Here is a 22,102-nt window from a genome sequence, read left to right as displayed (position 1 = left end):
AAACTATAGCGCGATAGGAAACTAAACGAGCTCTGGTCAGTGGTCGGGACTGCGACGAACACCAGGACGAACATCAGGAAGGGCAACATGCCGAAGCAACCGCTCCTCGTGGGCAACCCCGTTCTCGTCGTGGTCGACATCCAACGAAGCGGGGCCATGCCGGCCGACGAAGTCGGCATCGTCCACATGCCGGGTCACTCCGACCGCGTCGCGATCGCCGAGCGGTTGGTCGCCGCCGCGCGAGCCGCCGGGGTGCCCGTGGTGTTCTTTCAAGAGGTGCACCGGCCCAGCGGCGTCGACTTCGGGCGCGAGCTCGACGGCACCGAGGGCGTTCATTGCGTCGAGGGCCGTCCCGGCACCGATCTGGAGCCGAGCCTGCAGCCCGAACCCGGTTACGACGAGTTCCACATCGTCAAGCGGCGATACTCGGGTTTCATCGGGACCGACTTCGACATCGTGTTGCGCGGTCTCAAGGCCTCTACCCTGATCTTGCTCGGCGGACTGACCGACGTGTGCGTGCACTACACCTTCGCCGACGCCCACCAACGCGACTACTACGTGCGGGTGGTCACCGACTGCGTGGGCGGATCTTCGACGTACCGCCACGACGCGGCGCTCGACGCCATGGAGTACCTGCAGACGGGCGCGTTGCGCACCTCCGAGGAGATTCTCGGCGCCTTCGAGCAGCTGTCCAGCGTCGATGCTCCCGGGCTCGAGGTAGCCGCCAAATGAGCTCTCGCGCTCGGGCATTCGCCGCAGCCGGTCTCGCCGCCGTCGTCAGCCTGTCTGGCTGCAGCGGATCGGAGTCCGGGAACTCGGCCGCTAGTGCCGCACCCACCGACAAGGTGCTGCACCTGTCATTCCTTCAGGACCCGGGCCAGCCACCGGACCCCGACATCTTCTACGCCGGACAGGGCCTGCTGCTCACGACCAACCTGTATGAAGGTCTGCTGCAGTACAAGGGTGGCACCGCCACCCCGGAACTGGAACCACTACTGGCCACCGAGTGGACGAAGTCGCCGGACAGCAAGGTCTTCACGTTCACCCTGAGGCAGGGTGTGAAGTTCCACGACGGCACACCCTTCACCGCCGCGGCGGTCAAGGGCTCGTTCGACCGGCGACTCGCCGTCAACCAGGGACCGGCGTACATGGTCACCGGCGTCGACTCCGTCGTCGCGCAGGACGACTACCACGTCACCATCACCTTGAAGTCTCCCAATTCCGCCTTCCTGGACTATCTGGCATCGGCCTACGGTCCGCGCATGCTCAGCCCCGAGGGGCTCAAGTCCAACGCCGGTGCCGACCATGCCGAGACCTACCTCACCACGCACGATTTGGGAACGGGGCCGTTCACGCTCGCCGAGGCCAGCGTGGGATCGAAGTACACGCTGAAGGCCTTCGACGGCTACTGGGGACAAAAGCCGTACTTCCACACCGTCGACGTACCGGTAGTCACCGACACGTCTTCTCAGCAGCTGCAATTCAACAGCGGCCAACTTGCGGCCGTACTGCACGATCTCCCCACCTCGGCGGTCCAGTCCTACCTCGACGACCCGAAGTTCTCCCACTATTCGTTGCCGACGATGGTGTCCAACTACCTGTACGTCAATCCACGCAGGGGAATGCTGACCGACGCCACCCGCCGAAAGGCCCTTCTGCAGGCGGTCGACCTCGACACCTTGGTCAAGCAGACCTATGCGGGGCGCGGCACGGTCGCCTCACAGATGTTTCCGCCGAACGTCATTGCCCCAGAATTGGGGAAGCAGAACGTCACCCACGACCCGGCACCTCTGACGACCGTCGTCGCCGGTCTGCCAGCCGACCAGAAGTCGATCGTCGTCGGATACGACTCGAGCATGCCGGACAACCAATTGATCTCCAACCTGTTGCAAGCTGAGCTTGCCGCCACGGGTCTCGACGTCAAGGTGCAGAGTTACCCGACCTCACAGATCTTCGGGTGGATCGGCACCGACGCCGCGGATGCACCCGACATCCTCACCTACACCGGCTGGCCGGATGCGGCCTCGCCGTACATGTGGGGACACATCTCCTGGGACGCCGACGGCGCACTGAATTACTTCGGTTGCTCCGCTCCGGCGATCACCTCAGATTTGGCGCGAGGATTGGAAAGCGCTGACACGCAGGCCTTCTCCCAAGCGGCCGGTAGCGCAGCCGACACCGGTTGCTGGCTCAACATGGCCGACGTCAACGACTTCATGGTGGCTCAGCCGTGGTTGCGCGGAGTCGAGCAGGCACACGTCGTCACCAGCCCGCAGACCCTACGGTTGGCAGCTCTGAGCGTCGGTTGACCGGTACCGCATACGCCCCCCCGCCGAAGCGGGGGGGCGTAGCCGTCCAACGTGACGCGGTCAGGCCGTGGTGCCCCTCAGCTCGCGACGCCGGATGGGCTCGACCTTCTTGATCAACAATCCGAAGCACAATGCCCCGGCGACGATGATCGCGGCCGTGAGCAGGAGCGGGACCTGGAACGAGCCCGTCGCGCCGTAGAGCGCCCCGATCACGATCGGGCTGAGCGCGCTGCCGATGTTGGAGAAGAAGTTCTGAGTGGACCCCAGGGTGGCAACGGTGCTCGAGTCGACGACGTCGGCCGGCAGGCACCAGATCGAGACAATCGTAAAGGCTGCTGCCGCATAGGAAATCGACATCAGCACCAACGCCTGCCACGCCTCGGGTGCGACGGCGGCCAAGGCGATGACCGAGCACACCATCATGCCGCCGACGAGGCACGTCTTGCGGACCTTGTTCAGCGACCAGCCGCGCGCCAGCAGATGGTCGCCGACGATGCCGCCCGCCCAGCTGCCGAGGATGGCGGCCAACGGCGGGATCATGCCGAAGACGCCGAGCTTGAGCATGTTGAACCCGCGTTCTTCGACCAGGTACGACGGGAACCAGGTGAGGAAGAACGTGATCATGAAGTTTAGGCAGAAGAAGCCCAGCATCATGCCCCACACCGTGCGCTGCTTGAACAGGTCCAGAATGGCCATCGGCTTGGCGTCGGGGTGCAGGTTGCCGGAGCTCTGCTCACGGTGGCTCTCGTGAATGATCTCCAGTTCCAGTTCGTTGACGCCGGCCTTGTTCTCGGGCCGCCGGTACCACGCCCACCAGCCGATCGCCCAAAGCACACCGATCCCACCGGCGAAGACGAACGCGGCGCGCCATCCGAACAACCCGATGATCAGCGCGATGATCGGCGTCGCGGCGGCGCTACCGATGCGGGCACCGCTGTCGTAGACCGAGGTGGCGCGACCGCGCAGCCGCAACGGGAACCATTGCGACACCGTCTTGGCGGCGGCCGGGTAGGCGCCGGCCTCACCGACGCCCAGTCCGAGGCGCAGGCCCATCAGGGCCGCGAAGCTCGAGACGCCGGCCGTGGCGGCGGTGAACAGCGACCACACCAGCACCGAGGCGCCGAACATCACACGCTCACCGAACCGGTCGATCAGCCGTCCGGCCGGGATCTGCATGAGTGCGTAACTCCACGAGAAGGCGCTCAGAACGAGACCCTTCTCGGTGGGAGTCAGGTGGAAGTCCGCGGTCATGAACGGCAGGCTGACCGAGATCGCCGAGCGGTCGATGTAGTTGATGGCGAGACCGAGCGCGCAAAACACCGCTACGGCCCAGCGCACCTTGGTGGCGCGGCTCGTGCCCGAGGGATCTGCCGGCGTATCCGATTTCGTAGCCGAACTGCTAGTCATCTGTGTCTCCAAGGGTGGACTCGTGATCGTTTCGCTCACTGAAGGTGAGAGGCGGACGCTGAGTGGGCGCCGCTGTGGTGCGCGACACAATCAGAATCCTCGTTCCACATGATTGGACCAATCATCGACATTGTCAAGAAGTGATGTCGGACACGCTTGAGTGCGCATATCTGGCAGTTAGATGATCAACGGCGGACCTTCGATGATTGATATGCGCATATAATATTGACGCGTTCATACCGCGCATGTAGCGTGGGTCACTGTGAGCATCGACGACCCGAACGCAGGTGAGCCGGACGGCACGGAGCAGTTCGAGCCCCAGACCACGGCAGAGCAGACTGACGACGAGCTCGTGGCACGCCGCCGCGACGTTCGCGGCGGCAAGCGGCGCGAGCAGATCCTGCAGCTCTTGCAGACGGTCGAATCCGGGGCGTTGAGCGTCGAGGAGATCGCCGAGCGGTTCGGCGTCTCCTTCGCGACGGTGCGCCGCGACCTCAGCCGCCTGCATCAAGACCGCCACATCACCCGCACCTACGGCGGCGTTGCCCTGACCGGTCCGGCGGAGTTGTCGATCCATCAACGGCACCTCGAGTTCACTGCGGAGAAGGACGCGATCGGCCGCCGCGCCGCCGAACTGGTCGCCGACGGCGCCGTCGTGATACTCGACGCGGGCACCACCACCGAATTCGTGGCGCGGCATCTGGACGCGGACGACGCGACCGTCTTCACCAACGGCATCGGTGCGATCAACGTCCTCCTCGGCAACGACGACGTCTCGGTCGTCGTCCTTGGCGGTCGGCTGCGCGCGGTCAATCAGACCATCAGCGGGGCCGAGGCCGAGCACATGCTCCATTCCGTCGTGGCCGACTACGCGTTCATCGGCGCCGACGCGGTCCATCCGCAATACGGCGTCGCGTCGAGAACCTTGGAGCAGAGCCGGCTCAAGACGTTGATGATGCAACGCGCACGTCAGATCGTGGTCGTCGCCGATCGACGCAAGATCAACACCGACCAATTCAACTACTGGTCACCGGTTCCGACCCGGTGGCGGCTGATCACCGACGACGACGCGGACGCGAAGGCGCTGAGTGACCTGCGCGCCGTCGGCGCCGACGTGGATCTCGTCTCACCCCTCCGGGCTCTCACCGAGCCAACCACTCTGAAAGGTTCCCCATCGTGACGACCACCTCGGACTCGGTTGCGGCAGCGCAGTCGGTTCCGGCCTCCGAACGGACGACACTTCGCCAGGCAATCCTGCACCGGCCCAACGACTTGCGGATCGAGGAGGTGGCAATGCCGCGACTCGAACCCGGTGACGTCCTACTCCGCGTCGATGCCGCGCTGTTGTGCGGCACCGACGTTCGCATCTTCGAGGGACGCAAGCAGAAGAACGTCACCTTCCCCACGGTCCTGGGCCACGAGTTCGCGGGCACCGTCGTCGACGTCAACGGTCCTTTGCCCGAGGGCGTGTCGATGGGCGACCAGGTCGCGGTCTACCCACTGGTCACCTGTGGCGAGTGTGCGGCCTGCCGCAAGGGACACGAGAACATCTGCAAGAACCGAAAGGCGTTCGGCTATCAGCTGACCGGTGGACTGTCGCAGTACGTCCACGTCCCGGCCGCCGCCCGCCAGAACCTCGTTCCGGTGCCAGGAGTAACCGCCGCCGAGGCCGCGATCATCGAGCCCGTCGCGTGTGCCTACAACGGGCAGAAGCTCGCCAACATGGCGCGTGCCGAGACGGCACTCATCGTCGGGTGTGGGCCGCTCGGCCTCATCCACACCGGGCTGGCGAAGAGCTTCGGCGTGGAACGGGTCGCCGCCGTCGACCCCATCGCCCAGCGGCGAGCCATGGCCACCCGATTCGGAGCGGACCTGGTCCTCGAGCCTGGCGAAGACACCGCCGATCAACTGAACGACTTCAGCGACGGCGGCATCGACGTGCTCGTCATGGCCATCGGCCGAATCGACGCGTTCACACCGTATTTGGGCTGCCTCGCCCCCGGTGCCAGCGTGTCGGTGTTCGCCGGGTTCGGTGCGGACGCCGATCTGGCCGTGTCGGCCAACGACGTGCACTACAACGAGTGGAACATCGTCGGTGCCTCGTCATGCCGACTCGACGGCTTCCATGCCGTCGCCCCCATGGTCGCCTCCGGCGCACTGCCGGTTGCCGACCTGATCGGCACCCAGTTGCCGCTCGACCGTGCCGTCGAGGCCCTCGACCTCGCCGGTTCCGGCGCTGACATGCGCGTCGGCGTCAACCCCTGGGCCTGATCACAGGCTCGTCCCCGGCCCCGTCCCACCACTCAAAGGAGCAGTACCCACGATGACCGCCACCTTCACACCCGCGTTCGACGTCAACCCGACCGGAACCACTGCCGCCCTCGGCCGAAACCTGCGGCTGCGCAGGCTCTTCGCCGCCGACGGCCGCACCCTCACCGTCGCGCTCGACCAAGCCGTGCCCCGGGGCGTCGCTCCGCGGCTCGCGACGATTGGCTCCACGTTCGCCAGCATCGCAGAGGGCGAACCGGACGCCGTCACCATCACCAAGGGCCTCGCCGGCCCGCTGCTCGGCGGCAACCGCTCGCCGATGCCGTGGATCCTCAAGGCGTCCATGTTCTCGGTGGAGTTCCACCCCACCTACGACGCGACGATCGCGACCGTGCAGGACGCCGTGCGGTTGGGCGCGGACGCCGTCGCCGTCGGCATCTCGGCCGGGTCCTCCAACCAGGTCGCCATGTTCGAAATGCTCACCCGCGTCGTCGAAGAGGCTCACACCTGGGGACTCCCCGTCGTGTGCCACGCCTACCCGTCCGGCGAGATGTGGGGCGACCGCAAGGGTTCCACCGAATCGGTCCTCTATGCCTCCCGCGCCGCGGCCGAGTTGGGCACCGACATCGTCAAGACCTGGTACACCGGATCCACCTCTGAGTTCGCCAAGGTCGTCGAGGGAACCCCGGCCATCGTCGTCGCAGCAGGCGGCGCCCCCGCCGAGAGCCCGCTGGACGTGCTCAAGCAGGCAGCCTCCGTCGTCGAGGCCGGCGCTCACGGAATGACCGCCGGCCGCAACATCTGGCAGGCACCGGAGCCCGGCAAGATGGTCGCCGCCCTCAAGGCCGTCATCCACGGTGGCGACAGCCCCGAGGTCGCGGCCAAGCTGCTCGACTGACGACACCCCCTGGTCCACCGCCGACCGTCACGTGCGCGACCCCCGAAGGAGTGGGTTCCGATATGCCTGATCAGCACGCCGCTGAGGCGACCTACCTCGGAATCGACGTCGGCACGTCCGCCACCAAGGCAGTGGTCTTGGCCTCGGACGGAACGGTCGTCGCCCGGTCCCGGGTTCCGCATCCCGCAGCACGCGGAGCGAGGGCCGGGCGGGCCGACCCGTCGGCATGGCGAACCAGCATCACCGCTGCCGTCCTCGCCTTGGCCCCGCACACCGCGACCGTCCGAGGCGTGGGAATGGACACCCACTGTCCGACCGCTCTGCTGCTCGACGATGACGGCGAACCGCTGACCGCGGGCGTCACCTGGGATCACCCAGGACTGGTCGAGCCCACCGCGCAGCTGATCGCGGCGCTCGACCCCGAACACCGTCGTCTGGTCGGCAACCACCTGATGCCCGCCACCGCGATGGGGGCTGCTCATCGGCTGTTGCAACTCATCGAGCCCGAAGCGGTCTTGGCGGCAACGACTTTCGGACTCGCCGGCACCTGGCTGGGTCAGTGGCTGACCGGAGAGCGGGCCATCGACCCCACCCAGGCGTCCTACACCGGCTTGATGGCCAGCACCGACGGGTCGTGCCGCTGGCTGACCGAAGTCCTGCACGAACTGGGGATTCCACCGCACCACATGCCGCCGGTGCGGCCGTCGCTGAGCGTGCTCGGCCCCCTACGGGCCACCGCCGCGGCGACATTGGGCCTCCCCTCCGGCATTCCCGTCATGGTCGGATCGGGTGACACCCCCGCCGCCTCCTACGCACTGGGGACCGAGCCGGGTGGTCGTCCGCTGCTCATCATGGGGACCACGCACGTGGTGTCCAATGCCCTTGCCGCGCCGGACTTCCGCGCGAAGGCACTGCAACGGGTGGACGTGCATGCCGGCCGCTGGCTCATCAACGGGGTCATCAACGGCGGCGACGCGTTGGCCGAGGGGGCGGAGCTCTTGGGCTACGGGCGTGGTGACATCGCCGTCGAAGCACTGGTGGGAACGGCCTTTCAGGCACACCCCACGGAGGTGACGGACGCCCCGGTGTTCATACCGCACACGCGGCCAGAGCGAGGTCCGCTGTGGTTCGCCGAACCGCGAACCGCGCTCATCGGCGACATCCCCGATCCCGCGACCGCCGCTGCCGCCCGCGGCGTCGTCGAAGGCGTGCTGTTCGCCGACCGGATCATCGTCGAATCCTGCATCGGCGACCAACAGCGGACCCTTTACGCCAGTGGAGCATTCGGCTTCGAGCCCGAACTCCCGCAACTGCTCGCCGACGCCCTGGACCGCGACATCCTCGTGGTCGACGAGAGCCACCTTCCCGCCATCGGCGCCGCGGCGATGTGCGTCGAGGTGCTGGAGGGCGCCGTCGTGGCTCCCCCGCGAGCGCGACTGGTGACGCCACGACCGGAATGGCGCGACCCCGTCGCCGACCGATGGCAGCGCTACCGCCACGTCTGGTCGAGCGTCACGGGGACGCCGCCGCCCAGCACCCTGGACGAGTCCGTACGACAACCGCCTCCGTCCGCCTCCCAACTGCCATATCGCACCCAGACCGGAAGGGTCCTCACGTGACCGCGTTCCCCGCAACAGCCCGTCCCGTCACCGGGATGATCTACCTGTCGCGACTTCTCACCGACCGGGCGATGAGTCACCTGCACTCGCTGGGCGCCCCGCTGCGGGTCGGGTCGGAGGCGCCACCGTCTCGCTCCGAGCTCGAGGCGGGCATCGCGGGTGCGAGCGCCGCCGTCATCACCCTCACCGAACGCGTCGACGCCGAACTGCTCGCCGTGGCAGGCCCACAGTTGAAGGTGATCGCCAACGTCGCGGTCGGGTATGACAACGTCGACCTGTCGGCGACCCACGCCGCCGGCGTGACCGTCACCAACACCCCCGGCGTACTCGACCGGGCCTCCGCCGACCACACCTTCGCCCTGATTCTCGCCGCTGCCCGTCGAATCACCGAAGGCGACAGGCTGATTCGCAGCCAGGAGCCGTGGGTGTGGGGGCCGAGGATGCTGGTGGGCCTCGACCTCAGTGCCGGTGCGACCCTCGGGATCCTCGGCTACGGGCGCATCGGCCAGGCCGTGGCTCGCCGCGCTCACGCCTTCGACATGACGGTCATCGCGTGCTCGCGCAGTCGCACCCCCGGCAGCGTCGAAGACGGCGTCACGTTCGTCGACCAGGCCACCCTGCTGCGCGACAGCGACGTGGTGACCGTGCACACGCCGTTGACGCCCCAAACGCGACAATTGATCGACGCGTCGGCTCTCGAGGCGATGAAACCCACCGCGTATCTGATCAACACCGCCCGCGGCGGCGTGGTCGACGAGGCCGCGTTGATGGCCGCCCTTCACCGGCGCCAGATTCGTGGCGCCGCACTGGACGTCTTCGAGGGCGAACCCCGGGTCAACCCGGCCCTGCTGGACACCCCCGGGCTCGTCCTGACTCCCCACACGGCCAGTGCCGGCGAGGCGACCCGCGACACCATGGGCATCCTCGCCGTCGACAACGTCGCGGCGGTGTTGTCCGGGAACGCTCCCCTGACGCCGGTGCGCTGACGAGGAGCCGGCACTAGTCGGTCGTCAGTGACAGGGCTTTCCGGATGACGGTGGCGGCACGTCGAGCGACGGATTTCGGTCGAAGAACCCGACCGGCTTCAGCGTGAAACCGACGTACTCGCACGGCATGATCGGCCAGTCCTCCGGCCGGGGCAGGTGAGACGTCCCGAACGTGTGCCACAGGACGACGTCGGTGTCGACCAGATCGCGTTCCTGCTTGACCCACTCCCCGATCCCGTCGCCGACATGCTGGTTCGGATAGTCTCCCGCGGCATGTAGCTCGCGTGGGTCATACCGGGTCACCCAGAGGTGGGTGCGGGCGAACTCCGCCCGGCGCGCGAGGTCGCTCCCCTCCGCGGCCAGCAGGAGCGGCCCGGCGAACGGAACGAGCTTGTAGGCGACCGGCTCACCGAATCTGTTGTGCGAGTTCGGGTTGACCACCTTCCACGTTCGTGCGGTCGCCGTGTTGCAGAACCGGCGGGCGTCACGTTCGTTGGCGATGACGGTCTTCTGCGCGACGATGGCGTTTCCGTACTCGTTACCCGGTCCGATTGGCCTGCCGACGGCGTCCACCTCGACAACGGTGTTGCCGGGACCGTCCACCTCGAGGTCCAGCCGCATGTTGAACAGGTGCTGGTGGTTGGGCGCGTCGAGTTGCGGCGCGACGAGGGTGCCAAACTCGGGAACGGCTCCGGGCGCGATGGCCCTGGTCTGCACGATGCCGGTCAGTTTGGCTTCGAACTGGATGGTGCCATCCTGGTAGAAGTACCAGAAGAAGCCATATTCGTAGTTGCCGATCGTGTGGATGGCCGACACCACCAGCCGCCGTGAGCGGCGCACCTCGGCCTTCTCTTGGTAACGGAAGTTCCAGTGCTTCCAGAGGATTCCGTAATCCTCCTCGTGAATGCAGATGGCGTTGACGATGGTGTGCGGGTTGCCCGACTCGTCGGCCAACGTGGCGTCGAGGTAGCGGATCTCGCCGAGACAGTCACAGCCCAGTGAGAGCGATCCGACGGTCTTGCCGAGGTTGTACTCGCCGGCGTCGAAGACGTTGCGGAAGTAGAAGTCGTTGCTGGTGTCCCCGTAGGGCACCACCATTTCGCTGATGGCCGCCCGGTGCAGAATCGAGCGCCGACGGTCGCCGACGGCATAGGACACGTCGCTGATCACCAAGCCCTCGACGGCGTCGACGTGCGCGTGGAGACGCCAGCGCTGCCACTCGAGAACGTTGCCCGACACCGTGAACGACGGACCGTCTGGTTGGTGGATCTCCAACGGCCGCACGTCGGTACGCAACGGACCGACGCTGGACACGTCGTAGTTGCCGCTCTCGGGCGGCAACGGCACCGGATCCTCCTCCTCGATGGCCGCCACGGACTTCTCGTCGCAGTCGATGACGAAGACCAGGTTGCCGACCGGGCGCGCGTACGCGTTGTCCTCTGGGAACTCCCGAACGTAGGCACTCGCGCGGATGATGCGGCGCCGGGCGTCCACCCCGGGAACGGGTAAGGTGCCCGTAGACCACGGGTCGATCTGCAGCAGTTCGAGATTGGTGACACCGTGACGCGTCAACGCCTCCACCGCCGCCGGATCGCCCTTGACGATGCCGTCGAGTTCCATGATCTCTTCGATCATGATGGCGGGTTGCACCCCCTCGATCCGATCCCAGCTCACCACCGACTCGGATCCGAGGTCGACCCGCGCTTCGTACGTGGCACGGCTGGCCCGGTCGTAGGCCACCACGAACGCCATCCGGGGCCCTGCGATGCCCTCCCGGACGGCCTGCTTGTCCGGATAGTCCAGTCGGACGATCGGGAATCTCAGTGCGGTCAGGGCGGGATGCGCCGCCTTGAGGGTGCCCACTGCGCCGGTGATCTCGGCGGCGGTGAGTGGATCATAGGGATGCGCGGTCGAGATGCGCGGTTGCGTTGCGGTCACGGTGAGGTCCAGCTCCTTGAGGACTAGGTGGGTCAGGCGGACTTGCTGTCGGTCATGACCGGTTGCGGGGGTAGCACTGTTCGCCGTCGGGCCACGTAGGCGGACCATCCTGCGCGAGTGCGATCCAAATGCACAGGGCCCACGGCAAACTCGTCAGCGGCGTCTTGTAGAGGGCGCCGAAGACGGCCCCGGCCGCCACGATGACGCCAGCGCCGGCCGCCAGAACCAGCTTCACCCGGTTGACCTCGCTCCACAACCCCCTGGCGCCTGCGCAGCTGACCACCAGATAGATCAAGGCAAGACCGGTGCCTGCGAAACCGGCCATCCAGCCGAACATCGGGGCCCACTGGGGGCTCAGCACCGTCGGGTCCTCGGTCGCCCGGGAGAAGACGCCGTCGGCAAGCACGACCAGCGCAATCGAGACGACGGCGGCGACGCCGACCACGGCCGCGCCCACCACGGGCGTGCCCCGCGAGGGATGCAGGGTGGCCAACGTGGCCGGTAGCCGGCCAGCCCTCGACATCGCGAACATGCCTCGGGTGGCGGCCACGCCCACACCGATGGCGACGGCCAGCACGTCAAGGATGATCAGCACCGACACGAGGTTGCCGAACCACGTCGAGCCGAACTCGGAGTCGTTCGACAACGCTTGCAGCGGAAAGACACTGGTCTTCCAGGCGTCGGCGTCGAGACCGAAGCCGACCGCCTGGGCATATGCGGTGATGACGAAGTACACGCCCACGATGGTCAGCGACCACAGCACCGCCCGGGGTATGTGGCGCTTGGGGTCGTCGGTCTCCTCGGCGAGGTTCGCCGCCGATTCGAAGCCGATGAACATGTTGATGCCGTAGAGCACGCCGTAGAGCAGATCCATCGGTGCGACGGCGAGCGGGTTGAGCGGCTGAGCTGACAGGCTGTGTCCACCGGCACCACCCTTGGCGATGACGTAGATCGAGAACAGCAGGATCACGGCCGACGAGATCAACACCAGGGCCAGTTGGGCTCGCACCGAGATCTGTACGCCCACGATCACCACGGCGACCACGACCACGACGAACGCCAGCGCGGGCGGCCACCAGGGCACATCGACGCCGAAGGCACTGAGCATCAGATCCGAGGTCATGCCGCCGAGTACCAGGAAGGTAGCCGACGCGAGGACGAGCATCGCGCCGTAGTACAGCCAGCCCGCCACCACGCCGAGGCCTGGTCCGAACGCGTCGCAGATGTACTCGTAGAGCGAGCCACAGAGGTGAATTCGCTTGGCGTATTGGGCAATGATCCACCCGGCCCCGAAGATGCCGATGCCGGCGATGATGATCGCCACCGGGGTGGCGACACCGGCACCGTGCCCGGTGGCCGAGAGGCCGACGACCAGGGGCAGCAGGGTGGCCACCGAGAAGACGGGCCCCATGAAGCCGACCGACTGGGCCATCACTCCCGTCATCGAGACCGTGCCGCGCTCTCGCGGGTTGACTGCAGGCTGACTCATACCGCTCCTTGGGCTGCCATCTCGAGGTCCGAAGACGATCGCTGTACGATTTTCGAACACATCGTTCGTTTACTGTACAAAATAGTGACCCTGCCCACCCCCAAAGTCAACAGGGGGACGATCTGTTCACGAGGACGAAATGACGCGAGGTTCACCAGGAGCCGCACCGCTGCGCGTCGACGCTGATTACCCGCGCGCGGTGGGCATCGACGACGAATCCTTGCCCGCCCCGCAGTTGGTGGTCCCGGTGGACGACGTGATCGCCTGCGCCACGGCGATATTGGGCAGAAGAATCGCGATGTCGACCGCACCGCGGACGGCGAGCATCATCGAGTCGGCGGTCGCGCACGGCCACGCGCCATCCGGAACGAGCCAGTTCTACCTGGGATCCATCGATCACACGTAGGCGGTACACGAAGCGGCCGCACGTACGTTGGAAATCGAATCCGAATACGTCAACGTCATCGTGCGGCAGGTATCCTCGGACGACGTCACGTCACGAACGGCGAAGCGGGGCAGCCGGATTACGCTCTCGACCGCATCCGAGCACGACGCACGCAATCAGCAGATCGCGCGCAGTTTCTCGACCAGCTTCAGGCGTTCGGCGGCCGTGCCGGCCAAGGGAACGACGTTCAAGGCGGTGACGCCGGCCTCGCGAAACGCTGCGACACGCTCCTTCACGAAGGCCGCCGAACCGATCAGTGACACGTCGCGCACCAGCGCATCGGGTACGGCCTTGGCGGCCAGCTCCTTCTCGCCGGCCAGGTACAGCTCCTGGATGCGGTCGGCCTCGGCGCCGTAGCCGTACTTGACGGCCAGCGTGTGATAGAAGTTCTTCCCCTTGGCGCCCATCCCACCGATGTAGAGCGCAAGGTGGGGCTTGACCCACTCGAGCAGGCCGTCGACGTCGTCGCCGATGGCCAGCGGCGGCCCGGCGAACACCTCCAGGTCGCCCAGCGCGGCATCTCGCTTGGCCCTACCCGCGGCCAACGGCTGGCCCCACACCTGCTCCGCCTTCTCCGGCAGGAAGAAGATGGGCTGCCACCCTTCGGCGATCTCAGCGGCCAGTTCGACGTTCTTGGGTCCCAGGGCTGCGAGAAGAACCGGAATGCGTTCGCGGACGGGATGATTGATGAGCTTGAGCGACTTGCCCAACCCAGTTCCCCGATCGGCGGGCAACGGAATCTGATAGTGCTTGCCGTCGTACTGCAGCCGCTCGCGGCGCCACACCGCCCGGCATATGTCGACGACCTCCCTGGTGCGCCCGATCGGAGCGTCGTACGGGACTCCGTGAAAGCCCTCGATCACCTGCGGTCCCGACGCTCCCAATCCGAGGATGTAGCGGCCGTCGGAGACGTAGTCCAATCCGGCGGCGGTCATCGCCGTCAGGGTGGGGGTCCGGGTGTAGAGCTGCAGGATTCCCGACGCCAGTTGGATGCGATCGGTCTTGGCCGCGAGATACCCCAGCGCGCTGACCGCATCGAAGGAGTAGGCCTCGGGAACGAAGACGATGTCCAGGCCGGCGCGTTCGAGATCCGCGACTTCAGCGGCGACTTCCTTGAACCCACCGGCGTAGTTGATACCCAGGCCTATACGCATCATGCCTCTTTCCGATCGGACTCGACGGTCATCGTAGCTTCGTGCTGAATCCGTTCCATGTCGGCTCCCATGGCTACCTGCAAGGCGTTGGCCGCCGACAGCGGCCCGACCATGACGACGACGTCGTCGGCCAGTGACCTCTCAACCGCCGCGGCGTCACGCGCTTCGACGGCGTACTGGAACGGATGCATGGTGCCGGTCATTCAGCGGATCTTGGTTCCGGAGATGGCCCGGGAGATGACGAGGCGTTGGATCTCGGACGTACCCTCGAAGATGGTGTAGATCTTGGCGTCTCGGTACCAACGTTCGACTGGGTGTTCGCGGCTGTAGCCGGCGCCGCCGAGGATTTGCACGGCCCGTTCGGTAGCCCAGACGGCGACCTCGCTCGCCTTGAGTTTCGACATCGATCCCTCGCCGGCCTCGAACGTCTTGCCGCTGGCCGCCATCCACGCCGCGCGCCACACCAGCAGACGTGCCGCGTCGATCTCGGTGCGCATGTCGGCCAGGGCGAATGCGATGGCTTGGTTGTCGATGATGGGCCGCCCGAAGGCGTGCCGACCCTTCGCGTAGTCCAGCGCGTACTCGTATGCGGCGCGGGCGATGCCCAACGCTTGGGCCCCCACGATGGGCCGGGTCAGTTCGAAGGTGCGCATCGCGTTCTGGGTGCCGGTGCGGGTGCCCTCCCGCGCCCGCGCCAGTCGCTCGTCGAGCCGGTCCTTGCCGCCCAGCAGGCACCGACCGGGCACTCGCACGTCGTCGAGGAAGACGTCGGCAGTATGTGAAGAGCGCAGCCCTAGCTTGAGGATCTTGCGGTTGCCGATCAAGCCGGGGGTGCCCTCCGGAATCACGAAGGTGGCCTGTCCGCGGGATTTGAGTTCGGGGTCGACGGAGGCGACCACGACGTGCACTGCGGCCACTCCCCCGTTGGTGATCCACGCCTTCTGCCCGTTGAGCACCCATTCGTCGGTGGCTTCGTCGTAGCGGGCGCGCGTACGCAGGTTGGAGACGTCGGATCCGGCGTCGGGCTCGGATACGCAGAAGGCCCCGAGTTTCGGGTTGGCCGCATCACCGATGCACTGCGGACCCCATTCGGCGAACTGCTCGGGGGTCGCGGCCGACAACAGGCCGCCCAGCGCAAGGTTGGTCCCGAAGATCACCATTGCCGCACCGGCATCACCCCAATACAGCTCCTCGGCGACCAGACACATCAGCAATCCGGTGGGATCGGCGAAGAACTGGTTGAGCGCCTCCCAGCTGTACAGGCCAATCTGGGCGGCTTCCTTCAGCACCGGCCAAGGCAGCTCTTCGCGTTCATCCCATTCGGCGGCGGCCGGACGCAACACGTCGGTGGCGAAGCCGTGCACCCACTTCTGCAGGTCGAGTTGCTCCTCGGTGAGATCCAAGCTGAATGCCATTGCCGTTCCTTACATGTCGGAGTGATCAGTGGCCGCGGCCGCGGCTTCTCGCTGCACTCGGTCGAATTGGGCGCTCATGGCCTCCGATACGGCGACCGCGGCCGACAGTGGACGGACCATGACGGTGAAGTCGTCGATCAAGCCCTCGTCGTTGACGTGGAGGAAGTCGCAGCCGTTGACCTGCTTGCCGGACACGACGGCCTTGAAGATCAGCGCCGAATCCCGACCGTTGGCGTCGGCGATCTCGCGGACGTAGTGAAAGTCCTCGAACACCCGCAGTACCGCCCGCAGAATCGCCGCGGTGGTCGCCTTGCCCGGATACGGACTGAAGGCGACCGGGCTGGTGAACACCACGTCTTCGGCGAGGAGCGCGGCGATTGCCTCTTCGTCGCGCGCCTCGACTGCCCGGCGAAACTGCTGCATGCCACCACTCCTACCTAGTCATAAAGTTGATTAGTCGATAGCGACACTAACCGCGGTGCCGGCAAAATGTCTAGATGCGACTATTCACTTCGTTGACTAGCGAACAGGTAGTGTCGTCGGATGGCGCTTCGCGACGCGGTGTTGGCAGCGCTCCTCGAGGGTGAAGCCTCCGGCTATGACTTGGCCAAGCGATTCGACCGTTCAGTCGCCAACTTCTGGACCGCCACTCCGCAGCAGCTCTACCGTGAGCTCGACCGCTTGGCCGCCGACGGCCTCATCGAAGCTCGGGTGGTCCCTCAGGAACGTCGCCCCACCAAGCGGCTCTACACCCTGACCACCGCGGGCCACGACGCAATCCGCGTGTTCACCTGCCAGCAGCCAAAGCCCACCGCCATCCGCGACGATCTGCTCGTCATGGTGCAAGCCCTCGACGCAGGTGATGCAACGGCGGTTCGCGACGCCGTGGCCAACCAAATCCATCGGGCCACGGACAAATTGGTACTTCTCGAACGCATCAGGACCCGGATGCTCGGCGACGACTCCGAAGACCAGCACCTGGCAACGACGAACGCCGTTGGCCCCTACCTCACCCTGCTTCGGGGAATCGCCTTCGAACAGGACAACATCCGCTGGGCCGAGCACGCCCTGTCGATCATCGATCGTCGGTTCCCTCGCTCCGGCAGCGACTCGTAGAACACGAACTCCGCAGGGCCATACGTCATGACGGCTCGACGACCAATGCCGCCCTCGGCATTGTTCGATTTGCGAACATGTCGTACGGTTACTGAACAATATGGTGACCCGGCCCAACTCCGGAACTGCACCCGGGGACGATCTGTTTACGAGGACCAAATGATGCGAGGTTCGCCAGCAGCAGCACCGCTGCGCGTCGACGTGGCGATCGTCGGAGCCGGCCCCTGCGGCGCCCTAATGGCCAACATGCTGGGGCAATACGGCATCGAAACCGCATTGATCGACCGCAGCACCGACATCGTGGAATACCCACGCGCAGTAGGCATCGACGACGAGTCCCTGCGCGCCCTGCAATTGGCCGGCCTGGTCGACGACGTGGTCGACGACGTCATCTCCAACGTGCCGCTGCGACTATTCGACCGCAAGGGCGGATGCGTGGCCGACGTCCGGCCAAGCACGAAGGAGTTCGGGTGGTCGCGGCGCAACATCTTCATGCAGCAGAACCTCGAACACGAACTTCGCCGCGGCCTGACCCGATTCGAAGGGGTTCACCAACTCCTCGGCCACGACGTCGTCGAGCTGGCCACGACAAACTCGGGCGCCGATCTACACCTGACCGGTCCTGACGGTCGAACACGCACCGTGCGAGCGCGATTCGTCATCGGCGCTGACGGAGGACGCAGTTCGGTGCGCGGCTGGGCGGGGATCCGGATGGAGGGTGACACCCACCCGCACAAGTGGGTCGTCGTGGACTGCGAGAACGATTCGGTCGACGCTCCGTTCACCGCGTTGCACTGCGACCCCGCCCGGCCTTACGTCTGCATCCATCTGCCGCACGGCTTCCGGCGGTGGGAGTTCATGCTCTTCCCCGGCGAGGACGCCGAGGCGTTTCTGGCCGACGACATGGTGCGCCAGCTGCTCGCCGGGCGAGTGGAGAATCCGGCCGACGTTCAGGTCGTCCGCGCGCGGGTGTACACCCATCATTCCCGGGTCGCCACCCGCTTCCGTTCTGGGAACATGTTTCTCGTCGGTGACGCCGCGCACCTGATGCCACCGTGGGCCGGCCAGGGACTGAACACCGGAATACGCGACGTGGTCAACCTGTCGTGGAAGCTGGCCGGTGTCCTGCGGGGCCAGCTCGCCAGCTCGGTGTTGGACACCTACGACACCGAGCGAAGGCCCCACGCCGCCGCCATGGTCGCCATGTCGACGATGCTTGGCCGGATCCTGAGCCCCACCCACCGCAGCGTCGCGGTCGCCCGTGACCTCTTCCTGCACGCCTCGGGGTGGTTGCCCCCGGTGAAGCGGTGGGCGCTGGAGATGAAGTTCAAACCCATGCCCTGCTACGACAAGGGCCTCGCCGTCACCGGAGGTGTGGCTGCGGCCGGTGTCGGGACGATGTTCATCCAACCCGACGTACGCACCGCCACCGGCGACATCGCCAAACTCGACGATGCACTGGGTGATTGGATCACCGTGCTCGGGTGGCAGCGTGACCCCGCCGTCGACCTGTCTCCCGTCGTCCTCGACCAGTTGAGGGTCATGGGCGTCTCGATCGTCAAGGTGGTCGGCTCGTGCCCGCCGGCATCACACCGTGCCGTAGACGACATCGCCACGACGGTGCTCGAGGACCGCGACAACGACCTGAGGCAATGGTTCGAGGACACCGGATCCGACTACGTGGTGCTACGCCCCGATCGCTACGTCGCCGCCGCAGCGACGCGCTTCGACCTCGGGCACCAGGTGTCCGAATTGCTCTCGCTGGCAGCACCTCTTGCTACACCCCCACCCGACAGGAGAACTGCGTGATCGTCGAAGAACGCGTCTACACCATGATTCCCGGTGGCGTGCCGCGGTATCTCGCGGCGTGGAACCAGCACGGCCGCGAGGCCCAGATCGAAGCCCTCGGTTCGCCCCTCGGCGTCTTCACCTGCGAAGTGGGCGATCTCAACACGTTGACCTATCTGTGGCAGTACGCATCCGTCGCCGACCGCGCCGACCGCCGCGCCCACCTGATGAACGATCCCCGGTTCACCGCATTTCGCGGGGAGGTGCGCGGTCTACTCGTCGGCCAGCACAACCGGATCCTGCTGCCCGTTCCCGGTGCCGGAGACTGACTACTCTGCGTCACGACCCATCTGGGCCAGCAGGAGCCGCTCGGCCGCAGACGGGTCGACCGCGCCGATGCGCACCAGACCGCCATGCCAGTCGTGGTCGGTCATTCCGGGATTGTGGGTAGTGGAGCCGTCGGGCCAAAAGATCTGCGGGCTGCCCTGAATCGGTAGCGATGCACTTAGAACGAAGTCGTCGTACGCGTCCGCACGCGGGTTGGACATCGTCCACTCTCGCAGCAGTCGTTCGACGTCGAGGTCGGCGCCATTCTCGCGGGCGACGGACAGGCCCGCCTCCAACCCCGCCTTGACGCTGACGTCGACCGAGTCGCGGAAGAACGCCAGCCTCAGCGCGTAGTCGACGTCCTCGGCCGCGCGGAGCCCATGAATGCGCCGCGCCGCCGCCACCATCTCGAAGGCCGGGAGAAACGTCGAGGGCCAGGAGGCGTCGGTGTAGGCGCTGAAGAGGTCGGGTTCGTGGCTCGCCAGTGCGGCGGTCTCGGTCACCACGACGTCACGTGGCGTGCCGTGCCGGTTGACCCACTCCAAAGGCCAAGCGCGCGGCCCGAAGACGACGTCGAGGCCATGTCGTTCCCGCGCCGCGCGCAACCGGTGCACGGCAACCAGCGCCCAGGGGCAATGAATGTCCGACCACACGTCGACGGTGGTGGTCACCGGCGGTCCCCCGATCAGTGGTCAGCGGGGACGAGGTTACGCCACGACCTTGGCCTTGGCGGCAGCCAGCACGGAGGTGAAGTGCGCGAGCCGACTGCCTTGGTAACGGGCGGACGCCAGCGTCGCCTCGTCGGGCAGCGACGACGGGAAGCCGGCGGCCCACGACGTGCCGTAGGGGTTGCCGCCGGAGGCGTAGACGGTGTCGTCGGTGTAGCCGACCGGCACGATGATCGCGCCCCAGTGATAGAACACGTTGTTGAGGGCCAAGATGGTGGATTCGAGGCCACCGTGTTGCTCGGCGGCGGAGACGAACGTCGTGACGGGCTTGTCGGCCATCGTGCCCTCCTGCCAGAGTCCTCCGGCGGTGTCGATGAACTGCTTGAGTTGAGCGGCCGGGCCACCGAAGCGCGTCGGGGTGCCGAACGCATAGCCGTCGGCCCACTCCAGGTCGGCCAGCTCGACCTCGGGAATCGAGCCGTGCGTCTCCGCGACATGGCTGGCCCAATCCTCGTTGGCCGCAATCGCTTCGGCCGGAGCGAGCTCCGGTGCCCGGCGCAGCCGGACCTCGGCTCCGGCGGAATCCGCGCCCGCTGTGACCGCTTCGGCAAGGCGGTGGACGGATCCGGTTGCGCTGTAATAGGTGACGAGTACGCGTGCCATGGGTGAAGCCCCTTCTAGGTCGAACAGGATGGATTGAACGTCGCGCTCACAGCACGACGGTGATGGTCTTTTCCTCGGTATAGGCGTCGAGTCCAGCTCGGCCGAGTTCGCGGCCCAGCCCACTGAACTTCGAACCGCCCCAGGGCAAGCGAGGATCCAAGGGTGACCAACCGTTGACGGCCACGGCACCGGCCTGCACCCGCCGGGCGACGGTGTGCGCCCTGGTCAGGTCTCGGGTCCACAGCGTCGCCGCGAGCGCGTAGCGGCTGTCGTTGGCAAGGGCGACGGCCTGCTGGTCGTCATCGAAGCCGATGACGGCGCCCACCGGTCCGAAGATCTCCTCGCGGGCGATGGTCATGGAGTTGGACACGTCGGCGAACAGTGTCGGCTCGACGAAGAAGCCGGTCCGGTCCGGGCGGCCACCGCCGACCACCACGCGGGCACCTTCGGAACGCCCCAGGTCGACGTAGTGCGCCACCCGGTCGCGTTGTCTCGCGTTGACGAGCGCGCCCATCGTGGTGCTCGCCTCGAACGGGTCACCCAACACCACCTTTGCGGCGCGCACGGCAAGCAGGTCGACGAATTCGTCGTGGATCTCGCGGGCCACCAGGATTCGGCTTCCGGCCGCACACACTTCGCCCTGGTTGGCGAAGATTCCCGCCGCCACGCCGTCGGCGGCCGCCTCGAGATCGGCGTCGGCGAAGACGATCTGCGGGCTCTTGCCGCCGAGTTCCAGTGTCGTGGGCCGAAATCCGTTCGCCGCGGCGATGGCGACCGTGTGACCCGTCTGCGGACTGCCGGTGAACGAGATCTTGTCGACGCCGGGGTGGTTGACCAGCGCGCTGCCCGTCGTCGGCCCACGCCCCGGAAGGACGTTGAAGGCTCCGGCGGGAAAGCCGGCCTGCTCGGCCAGTTGCGCCAGCAGTAGGGAGGTGAGCGGCGCATCCTCCGGCGGCTTGAGGATCACCGCGCACCCGGCTGCCAACGCCGGTGCGATCTTCCAGGCACCGATCATCGTCGGCGAGTTCCACGGCGTAATGGCCGCGACCACGCCGATCGGTTCGCGAACCGTGTAACTCAGGGTGGCGCGCCCCATGTAGCCGGGGGTCGGGATGGTGCGGCCCTCAAGTTTGTCGGCCCACCCGGCGTAATGACGGAAGGTGGCCACGGTTTGGGGCAGGTCGATGACGCGTGGCTCGAACCCGGGCTTGCCGACGTCGAGTGATTCCAGGTTCGCGAAGTCCTCGGTGCGGTCTTCGATCAGTTGCGCGAGGCGGTTCAACAGCTGACCCCGGGTGGGGCCGTCGAGGCGCCCCCACTCCCCCTCGGCCATCGCGGCACGGGCGGCGGTCACCGCGGCGTCGACGGTCGCCGCGTCGGCTTCGACGACCGTGACGATCGAACGTTCGGTCACCGGGTCGACGACGTCGAAGGGTTCGGCGGCGGACGTCGTGTGCCATCGACCGGCAAGATAGGGGTGAGCTGGCAGACTGCGGGCGAGCGCCTCGGCGGCTTCGCGATTCGTCATGTTCGATTACCGTCTTTCTCGGTCGATTATCGAACGATAACCATCGTGCCGCCGGCCGTCAACCGCATCCCCGTCCGTTTCACG

General features: G+C 66.5%; 21 protein-coding genes. 11 read left to right on the top strand and 10 right to left on the bottom strand.

The features are described 5' to 3' along the window. The first annotated feature begins 87 nt into the window (after positions 1 to 87). Positions 88 to 732, top strand: coding sequence for a cysteine hydrolase family protein (locus H7J06_RS08610; protein ID WP_264038327.1), 645 nt, complete (start codon positions 88 to 90; stop codon positions 730 to 732). Next, on the top strand, positions 729 to 2,309 hold the full coding sequence (locus H7J06_RS08605; RefSeq protein ID WP_264038326.1) for an ABC transporter substrate-binding protein: 1,581 nt from the start codon (positions 729 to 731) through the stop codon (positions 2,307 to 2,309). Before H7J06_RS08610 ends, H7J06_RS08605 begins: the two co-directional genes overlap by 4 nt. Positions 2,310 to 2,369: 60 nt before the next feature. Here the strand turns inward: H7J06_RS08605 and H7J06_RS08600 are convergent, their stop codons facing one another. Beyond that, entirely contained in the window at positions 2,370 to 3,716 is a 1,347-nt protein-coding gene (locus tag H7J06_RS08600; protein WP_264038325.1) for an MFS transporter, read from the bottom strand. Between the two features lie 262 nt (positions 3,717 to 3,978). On the opposite strand from H7J06_RS08600, the gene H7J06_RS08595 reads away from it, so the two are divergent. The 5 genes from H7J06_RS08595 (at position 3,979) to H7J06_RS08575 (ending at position 9,487) form a co-directional block, all read left to right on the top strand. Further along, positions 3,979 to 4,896: a DeoR/GlpR family DNA-binding transcription regulator gene (locus H7J06_RS08595; protein WP_264038324.1), complete on the top strand. Its 918-nt coding sequence runs from the start codon at positions 3,979 to 3,981 to the stop codon at positions 4,894 to 4,896. Then, positions 4,893 to 5,987, top strand: coding sequence for an alcohol dehydrogenase catalytic domain-containing protein (locus H7J06_RS08590; protein ID WP_264038323.1), 1,095 nt, complete (start codon positions 4,893 to 4,895; stop codon positions 5,985 to 5,987). The genes H7J06_RS08595 and H7J06_RS08590 overlap by 4 nt, the downstream gene beginning before the upstream one ends. A gap of 52 nt (positions 5,988 to 6,039) precedes the next feature. Continuing rightward, positions 6,040 to 6,882 carry a class I fructose-bisphosphate aldolase gene (locus H7J06_RS08585; RefSeq protein ID WP_264038322.1) on the top strand — a complete coding sequence of 281 codons (843 nt, stop codon included), beginning with the start codon at positions 6,040 to 6,042 and terminating at the stop codon, positions 6,880 to 6,882. A 62-nt stretch (positions 6,883 to 6,944) separates the two neighbouring features. Continuing rightward, positions 6,945 to 8,501, top strand: a complete 1,557-nt coding sequence (locus H7J06_RS08580; protein WP_264038321.1) for a xylulokinase — start codon at positions 6,945 to 6,947, stop codon at positions 8,499 to 8,501. Continuing rightward, positions 8,498 to 9,487, top strand: coding sequence for a 2-hydroxyacid dehydrogenase (locus H7J06_RS08575; RefSeq protein ID WP_264038319.1), 990 nt, complete (start codon positions 8,498 to 8,500; stop codon positions 9,485 to 9,487). The genes H7J06_RS08580 and H7J06_RS08575 overlap by 4 nt, the downstream gene beginning before the upstream one ends. A gap of 24 nt (positions 9,488 to 9,511) precedes the next feature. Here H7J06_RS08575 and H7J06_RS08570 read toward each other — a convergent pair whose 3' ends face one another. Both H7J06_RS08570 and H7J06_RS08565 read right to left on the bottom strand, forming a co-directional pair. Further along, the gene (locus tag H7J06_RS08570) at positions 9,512 to 11,425 is read right to left on the bottom strand and encodes a primary-amine oxidase (RefSeq protein WP_264038318.1); all 1,914 of its coding nucleotides are present in this window, start codon (positions 11,423 to 11,425) and stop codon (positions 9,512 to 9,514) included. 52 nt (positions 11,426 to 11,477) lie between these two features. Further along, the gene (locus H7J06_RS08565) at positions 11,478 to 12,914 is read right to left on the bottom strand and encodes an APC family permease (RefSeq protein WP_264038317.1); all 1,437 of its coding nucleotides are present in this window, start codon (positions 12,912 to 12,914) and stop codon (positions 11,478 to 11,480) included. 139 nt (positions 12,915 to 13,053) lie between these two features. On the opposite strand from H7J06_RS08565, the gene H7J06_RS08560 reads away from it, so the two are divergent. Continuing rightward, the gene (locus tag H7J06_RS08560; protein WP_264038316.1) at positions 13,054 to 13,320 is read left to right on the top strand and encodes a hypothetical protein; all 267 of its coding nucleotides are present in this window, start codon (positions 13,054 to 13,056) and stop codon (positions 13,318 to 13,320) included. Positions 13,321 to 13,475: 155 nt separating this feature from the next. Here the strand turns inward: H7J06_RS08560 and H7J06_RS08555 are convergent, their stop codons facing one another. From H7J06_RS08555 to H7J06_RS08540, 4 genes are read right to left on the bottom strand one after another with little or no spacing between them, the layout of a single operon-like run. Continuing rightward, entirely contained in the window at positions 13,476 to 14,513 is a 1,038-nt protein-coding gene (locus tag H7J06_RS08555) for an LLM class F420-dependent oxidoreductase (protein ID WP_264038315.1), read from the bottom strand. Continuing rightward, the gene (locus H7J06_RS08550; protein ID WP_264038314.1) at positions 14,513 to 14,716 is read right to left on the bottom strand and encodes a hypothetical protein; all 204 of its coding nucleotides are present in this window, start codon (positions 14,714 to 14,716) and stop codon (positions 14,513 to 14,515) included. Before H7J06_RS08550 ends, H7J06_RS08555 begins: the two co-directional genes overlap by 1 nt. Beyond that, positions 14,717 to 15,928 (bottom strand): acyl-CoA dehydrogenase family protein, encoded by a 1,212-nt coding sequence (locus H7J06_RS08545; RefSeq protein WP_264038313.1) that lies wholly within the window; start codon positions 15,926 to 15,928, stop codon positions 14,717 to 14,719. A gap of 9 nt (positions 15,929 to 15,937) precedes the next feature. After that, positions 15,938 to 16,351 (bottom strand): nuclear transport factor 2 family protein, encoded by a 414-nt coding sequence (locus H7J06_RS08540; RefSeq protein WP_264038311.1) that lies wholly within the window; start codon positions 16,349 to 16,351, stop codon positions 15,938 to 15,940. A gap of 120 nt (positions 16,352 to 16,471) precedes the next feature. On the opposite strand from H7J06_RS08540, the gene H7J06_RS08535 reads away from it, so the two are divergent. Genes H7J06_RS08535 through H7J06_RS08525 form a run of 3 tightly spaced genes read left to right on the top strand, consistent with a single transcriptional unit; the run spans position 16,472 to position 19,161 of the window. After that, positions 16,472 to 17,044 carry a PadR family transcriptional regulator gene (locus H7J06_RS08535; protein ID WP_264038310.1) on the top strand — a complete coding sequence of 191 codons (573 nt, stop codon included), beginning with the start codon at positions 16,472 to 16,474 and terminating at the stop codon, positions 17,042 to 17,044. 27 nt (positions 17,045 to 17,071) lie between these two features. Next, on the top strand, positions 17,072 to 18,853 hold the full coding sequence (locus H7J06_RS08530) for a bifunctional 3-(3-hydroxy-phenyl)propionate/3-hydroxycinnamic acid hydroxylase (protein WP_372515271.1): 1,782 nt from the start codon (positions 17,072 to 17,074) through the stop codon (positions 18,851 to 18,853). After that, positions 18,850 to 19,161, top strand: coding sequence for an NIPSNAP family protein (locus H7J06_RS08525; RefSeq protein ID WP_264038308.1), 312 nt, complete (start codon positions 18,850 to 18,852; stop codon positions 19,159 to 19,161). The genes H7J06_RS08530 and H7J06_RS08525 overlap by 4 nt, the downstream gene beginning before the upstream one ends. On the opposite strand, the gene H7J06_RS08520 is transcribed toward H7J06_RS08525, so the two are convergent. From H7J06_RS08520 to H7J06_RS08510, 3 genes are read right to left on the bottom strand one after another with little or no spacing between them, the layout of a single operon-like run. Continuing rightward, positions 19,162 to 19,830 carry a DsbA family oxidoreductase gene (locus H7J06_RS08520; protein ID WP_264038307.1) on the bottom strand — a complete coding sequence of 223 codons (669 nt, stop codon included), beginning with the start codon at positions 19,828 to 19,830 and terminating at the stop codon, positions 19,162 to 19,164. 36 nt (positions 19,831 to 19,866) lie between these two features. Then, positions 19,867 to 20,490 (bottom strand): NAD(P)H:quinone oxidoreductase, encoded by a 624-nt coding sequence (gene wrbA, locus H7J06_RS08515; protein WP_264038306.1) that lies wholly within the window; start codon positions 20,488 to 20,490, stop codon positions 19,867 to 19,869. A gap of 46 nt (positions 20,491 to 20,536) precedes the next feature. Then, positions 20,537 to 22,018 carry an aldehyde dehydrogenase family protein gene (locus H7J06_RS08510; protein ID WP_264038304.1) on the bottom strand — a complete coding sequence of 494 codons (1,482 nt, stop codon included), beginning with the start codon at positions 22,016 to 22,018 and terminating at the stop codon, positions 20,537 to 20,539. Positions 22,019 to 22,102: the final 84 nt, after the last annotated feature.

This window comes from Mycolicibacterium hodleri (assembly GCF_025822245.1).
GTDB classification, from domain to species: Bacteria; Actinomycetota; Actinomycetes; order Mycobacteriales; family Mycobacteriaceae; genus Mycobacterium; species Mycobacterium hodleri.
This window is presented reverse-complemented; position numbering and strand designations above follow the sequence as displayed.

Bases quoted from the DNA above. Each gene is read 5' to 3' on its own strand.
- H7J06_RS08600 (WP_264038325.1), bottom strand. From the start codon at position 3,716: ATGACTAGCAGTTCGGCTACGAAATCGGATACGCCGGCAGATCCCTCG.
- H7J06_RS08580 (WP_264038321.1), top strand. From the start codon at position 6,945: ATGCCTGATCAGCACGCCGCTGAGGCGACCTACCTCGGAATCGACGTC.
- wrbA (WP_264038306.1), bottom strand. From the start codon at position 20,490: ATGGCACGCGTACTCGTCACCTATTACAGCGCAACCGGATCCGTCCAC.
- H7J06_RS08545 (WP_264038313.1), bottom strand. From the start codon at position 15,928: ATGGCATTCAGCTTGGATCTCACCGAGGAGCAACTCGACCTGCAGAAG.
- H7J06_RS08540 (WP_264038311.1), bottom strand. From the start codon at position 16,351: ATGCAGCAGTTTCGCCGGGCAGTCGAGGCGCGCGACGAAGAGGCAATC.
- H7J06_RS08605 (WP_264038326.1), top strand. From the start codon at position 729: ATGAGCTCTCGCGCTCGGGCATTCGCCGCAGCCGGTCTCGCCGCCGTC.
- H7J06_RS08550 (WP_264038314.1), bottom strand. From the start codon at position 14,716: ATGACCGGCACCATGCATCCGTTCCAGTACGCCGTCGAAGCGCGTGAC.
- H7J06_RS08565 (WP_264038317.1), bottom strand. From the start codon at position 12,914: ATGAGTCAGCCTGCAGTCAACCCGCGAGAGCGCGGCACGGTCTCGATG.
- H7J06_RS08510 (WP_264038304.1), bottom strand. From the start codon at position 22,018: ATGACGAATCGCGAAGCCGCCGAGGCGCTCGCCCGCAGTCTGCCAGCT.
- H7J06_RS08560 (WP_264038316.1), top strand. From the start codon at position 13,054: ATGACGCGAGGTTCACCAGGAGCCGCACCGCTGCGCGTCGACGCTGAT.
- H7J06_RS08585 (WP_264038322.1), top strand. From the start codon at position 6,040: ATGACCGCCACCTTCACACCCGCGTTCGACGTCAACCCGACCGGAACC.
- H7J06_RS08610 (WP_264038327.1), top strand. From the start codon at position 88: ATGCCGAAGCAACCGCTCCTCGTGGGCAACCCCGTTCTCGTCGTGGTC.
- H7J06_RS08530 (WP_372515271.1), top strand. From the start codon at position 17,072: ATGACGGCTCGACGACCAATGCCGCCCTCGGCATTGTTCGATTTGCGA.
- H7J06_RS08555 (WP_264038315.1), bottom strand. From the start codon at position 14,513: ATGCGTATAGGCCTGGGTATCAACTACGCCGGTGGGTTCAAGGAAGTC.
- H7J06_RS08535 (WP_264038310.1), top strand. From the start codon at position 16,472: ATGGCGCTTCGCGACGCGGTGTTGGCAGCGCTCCTCGAGGGTGAAGCC.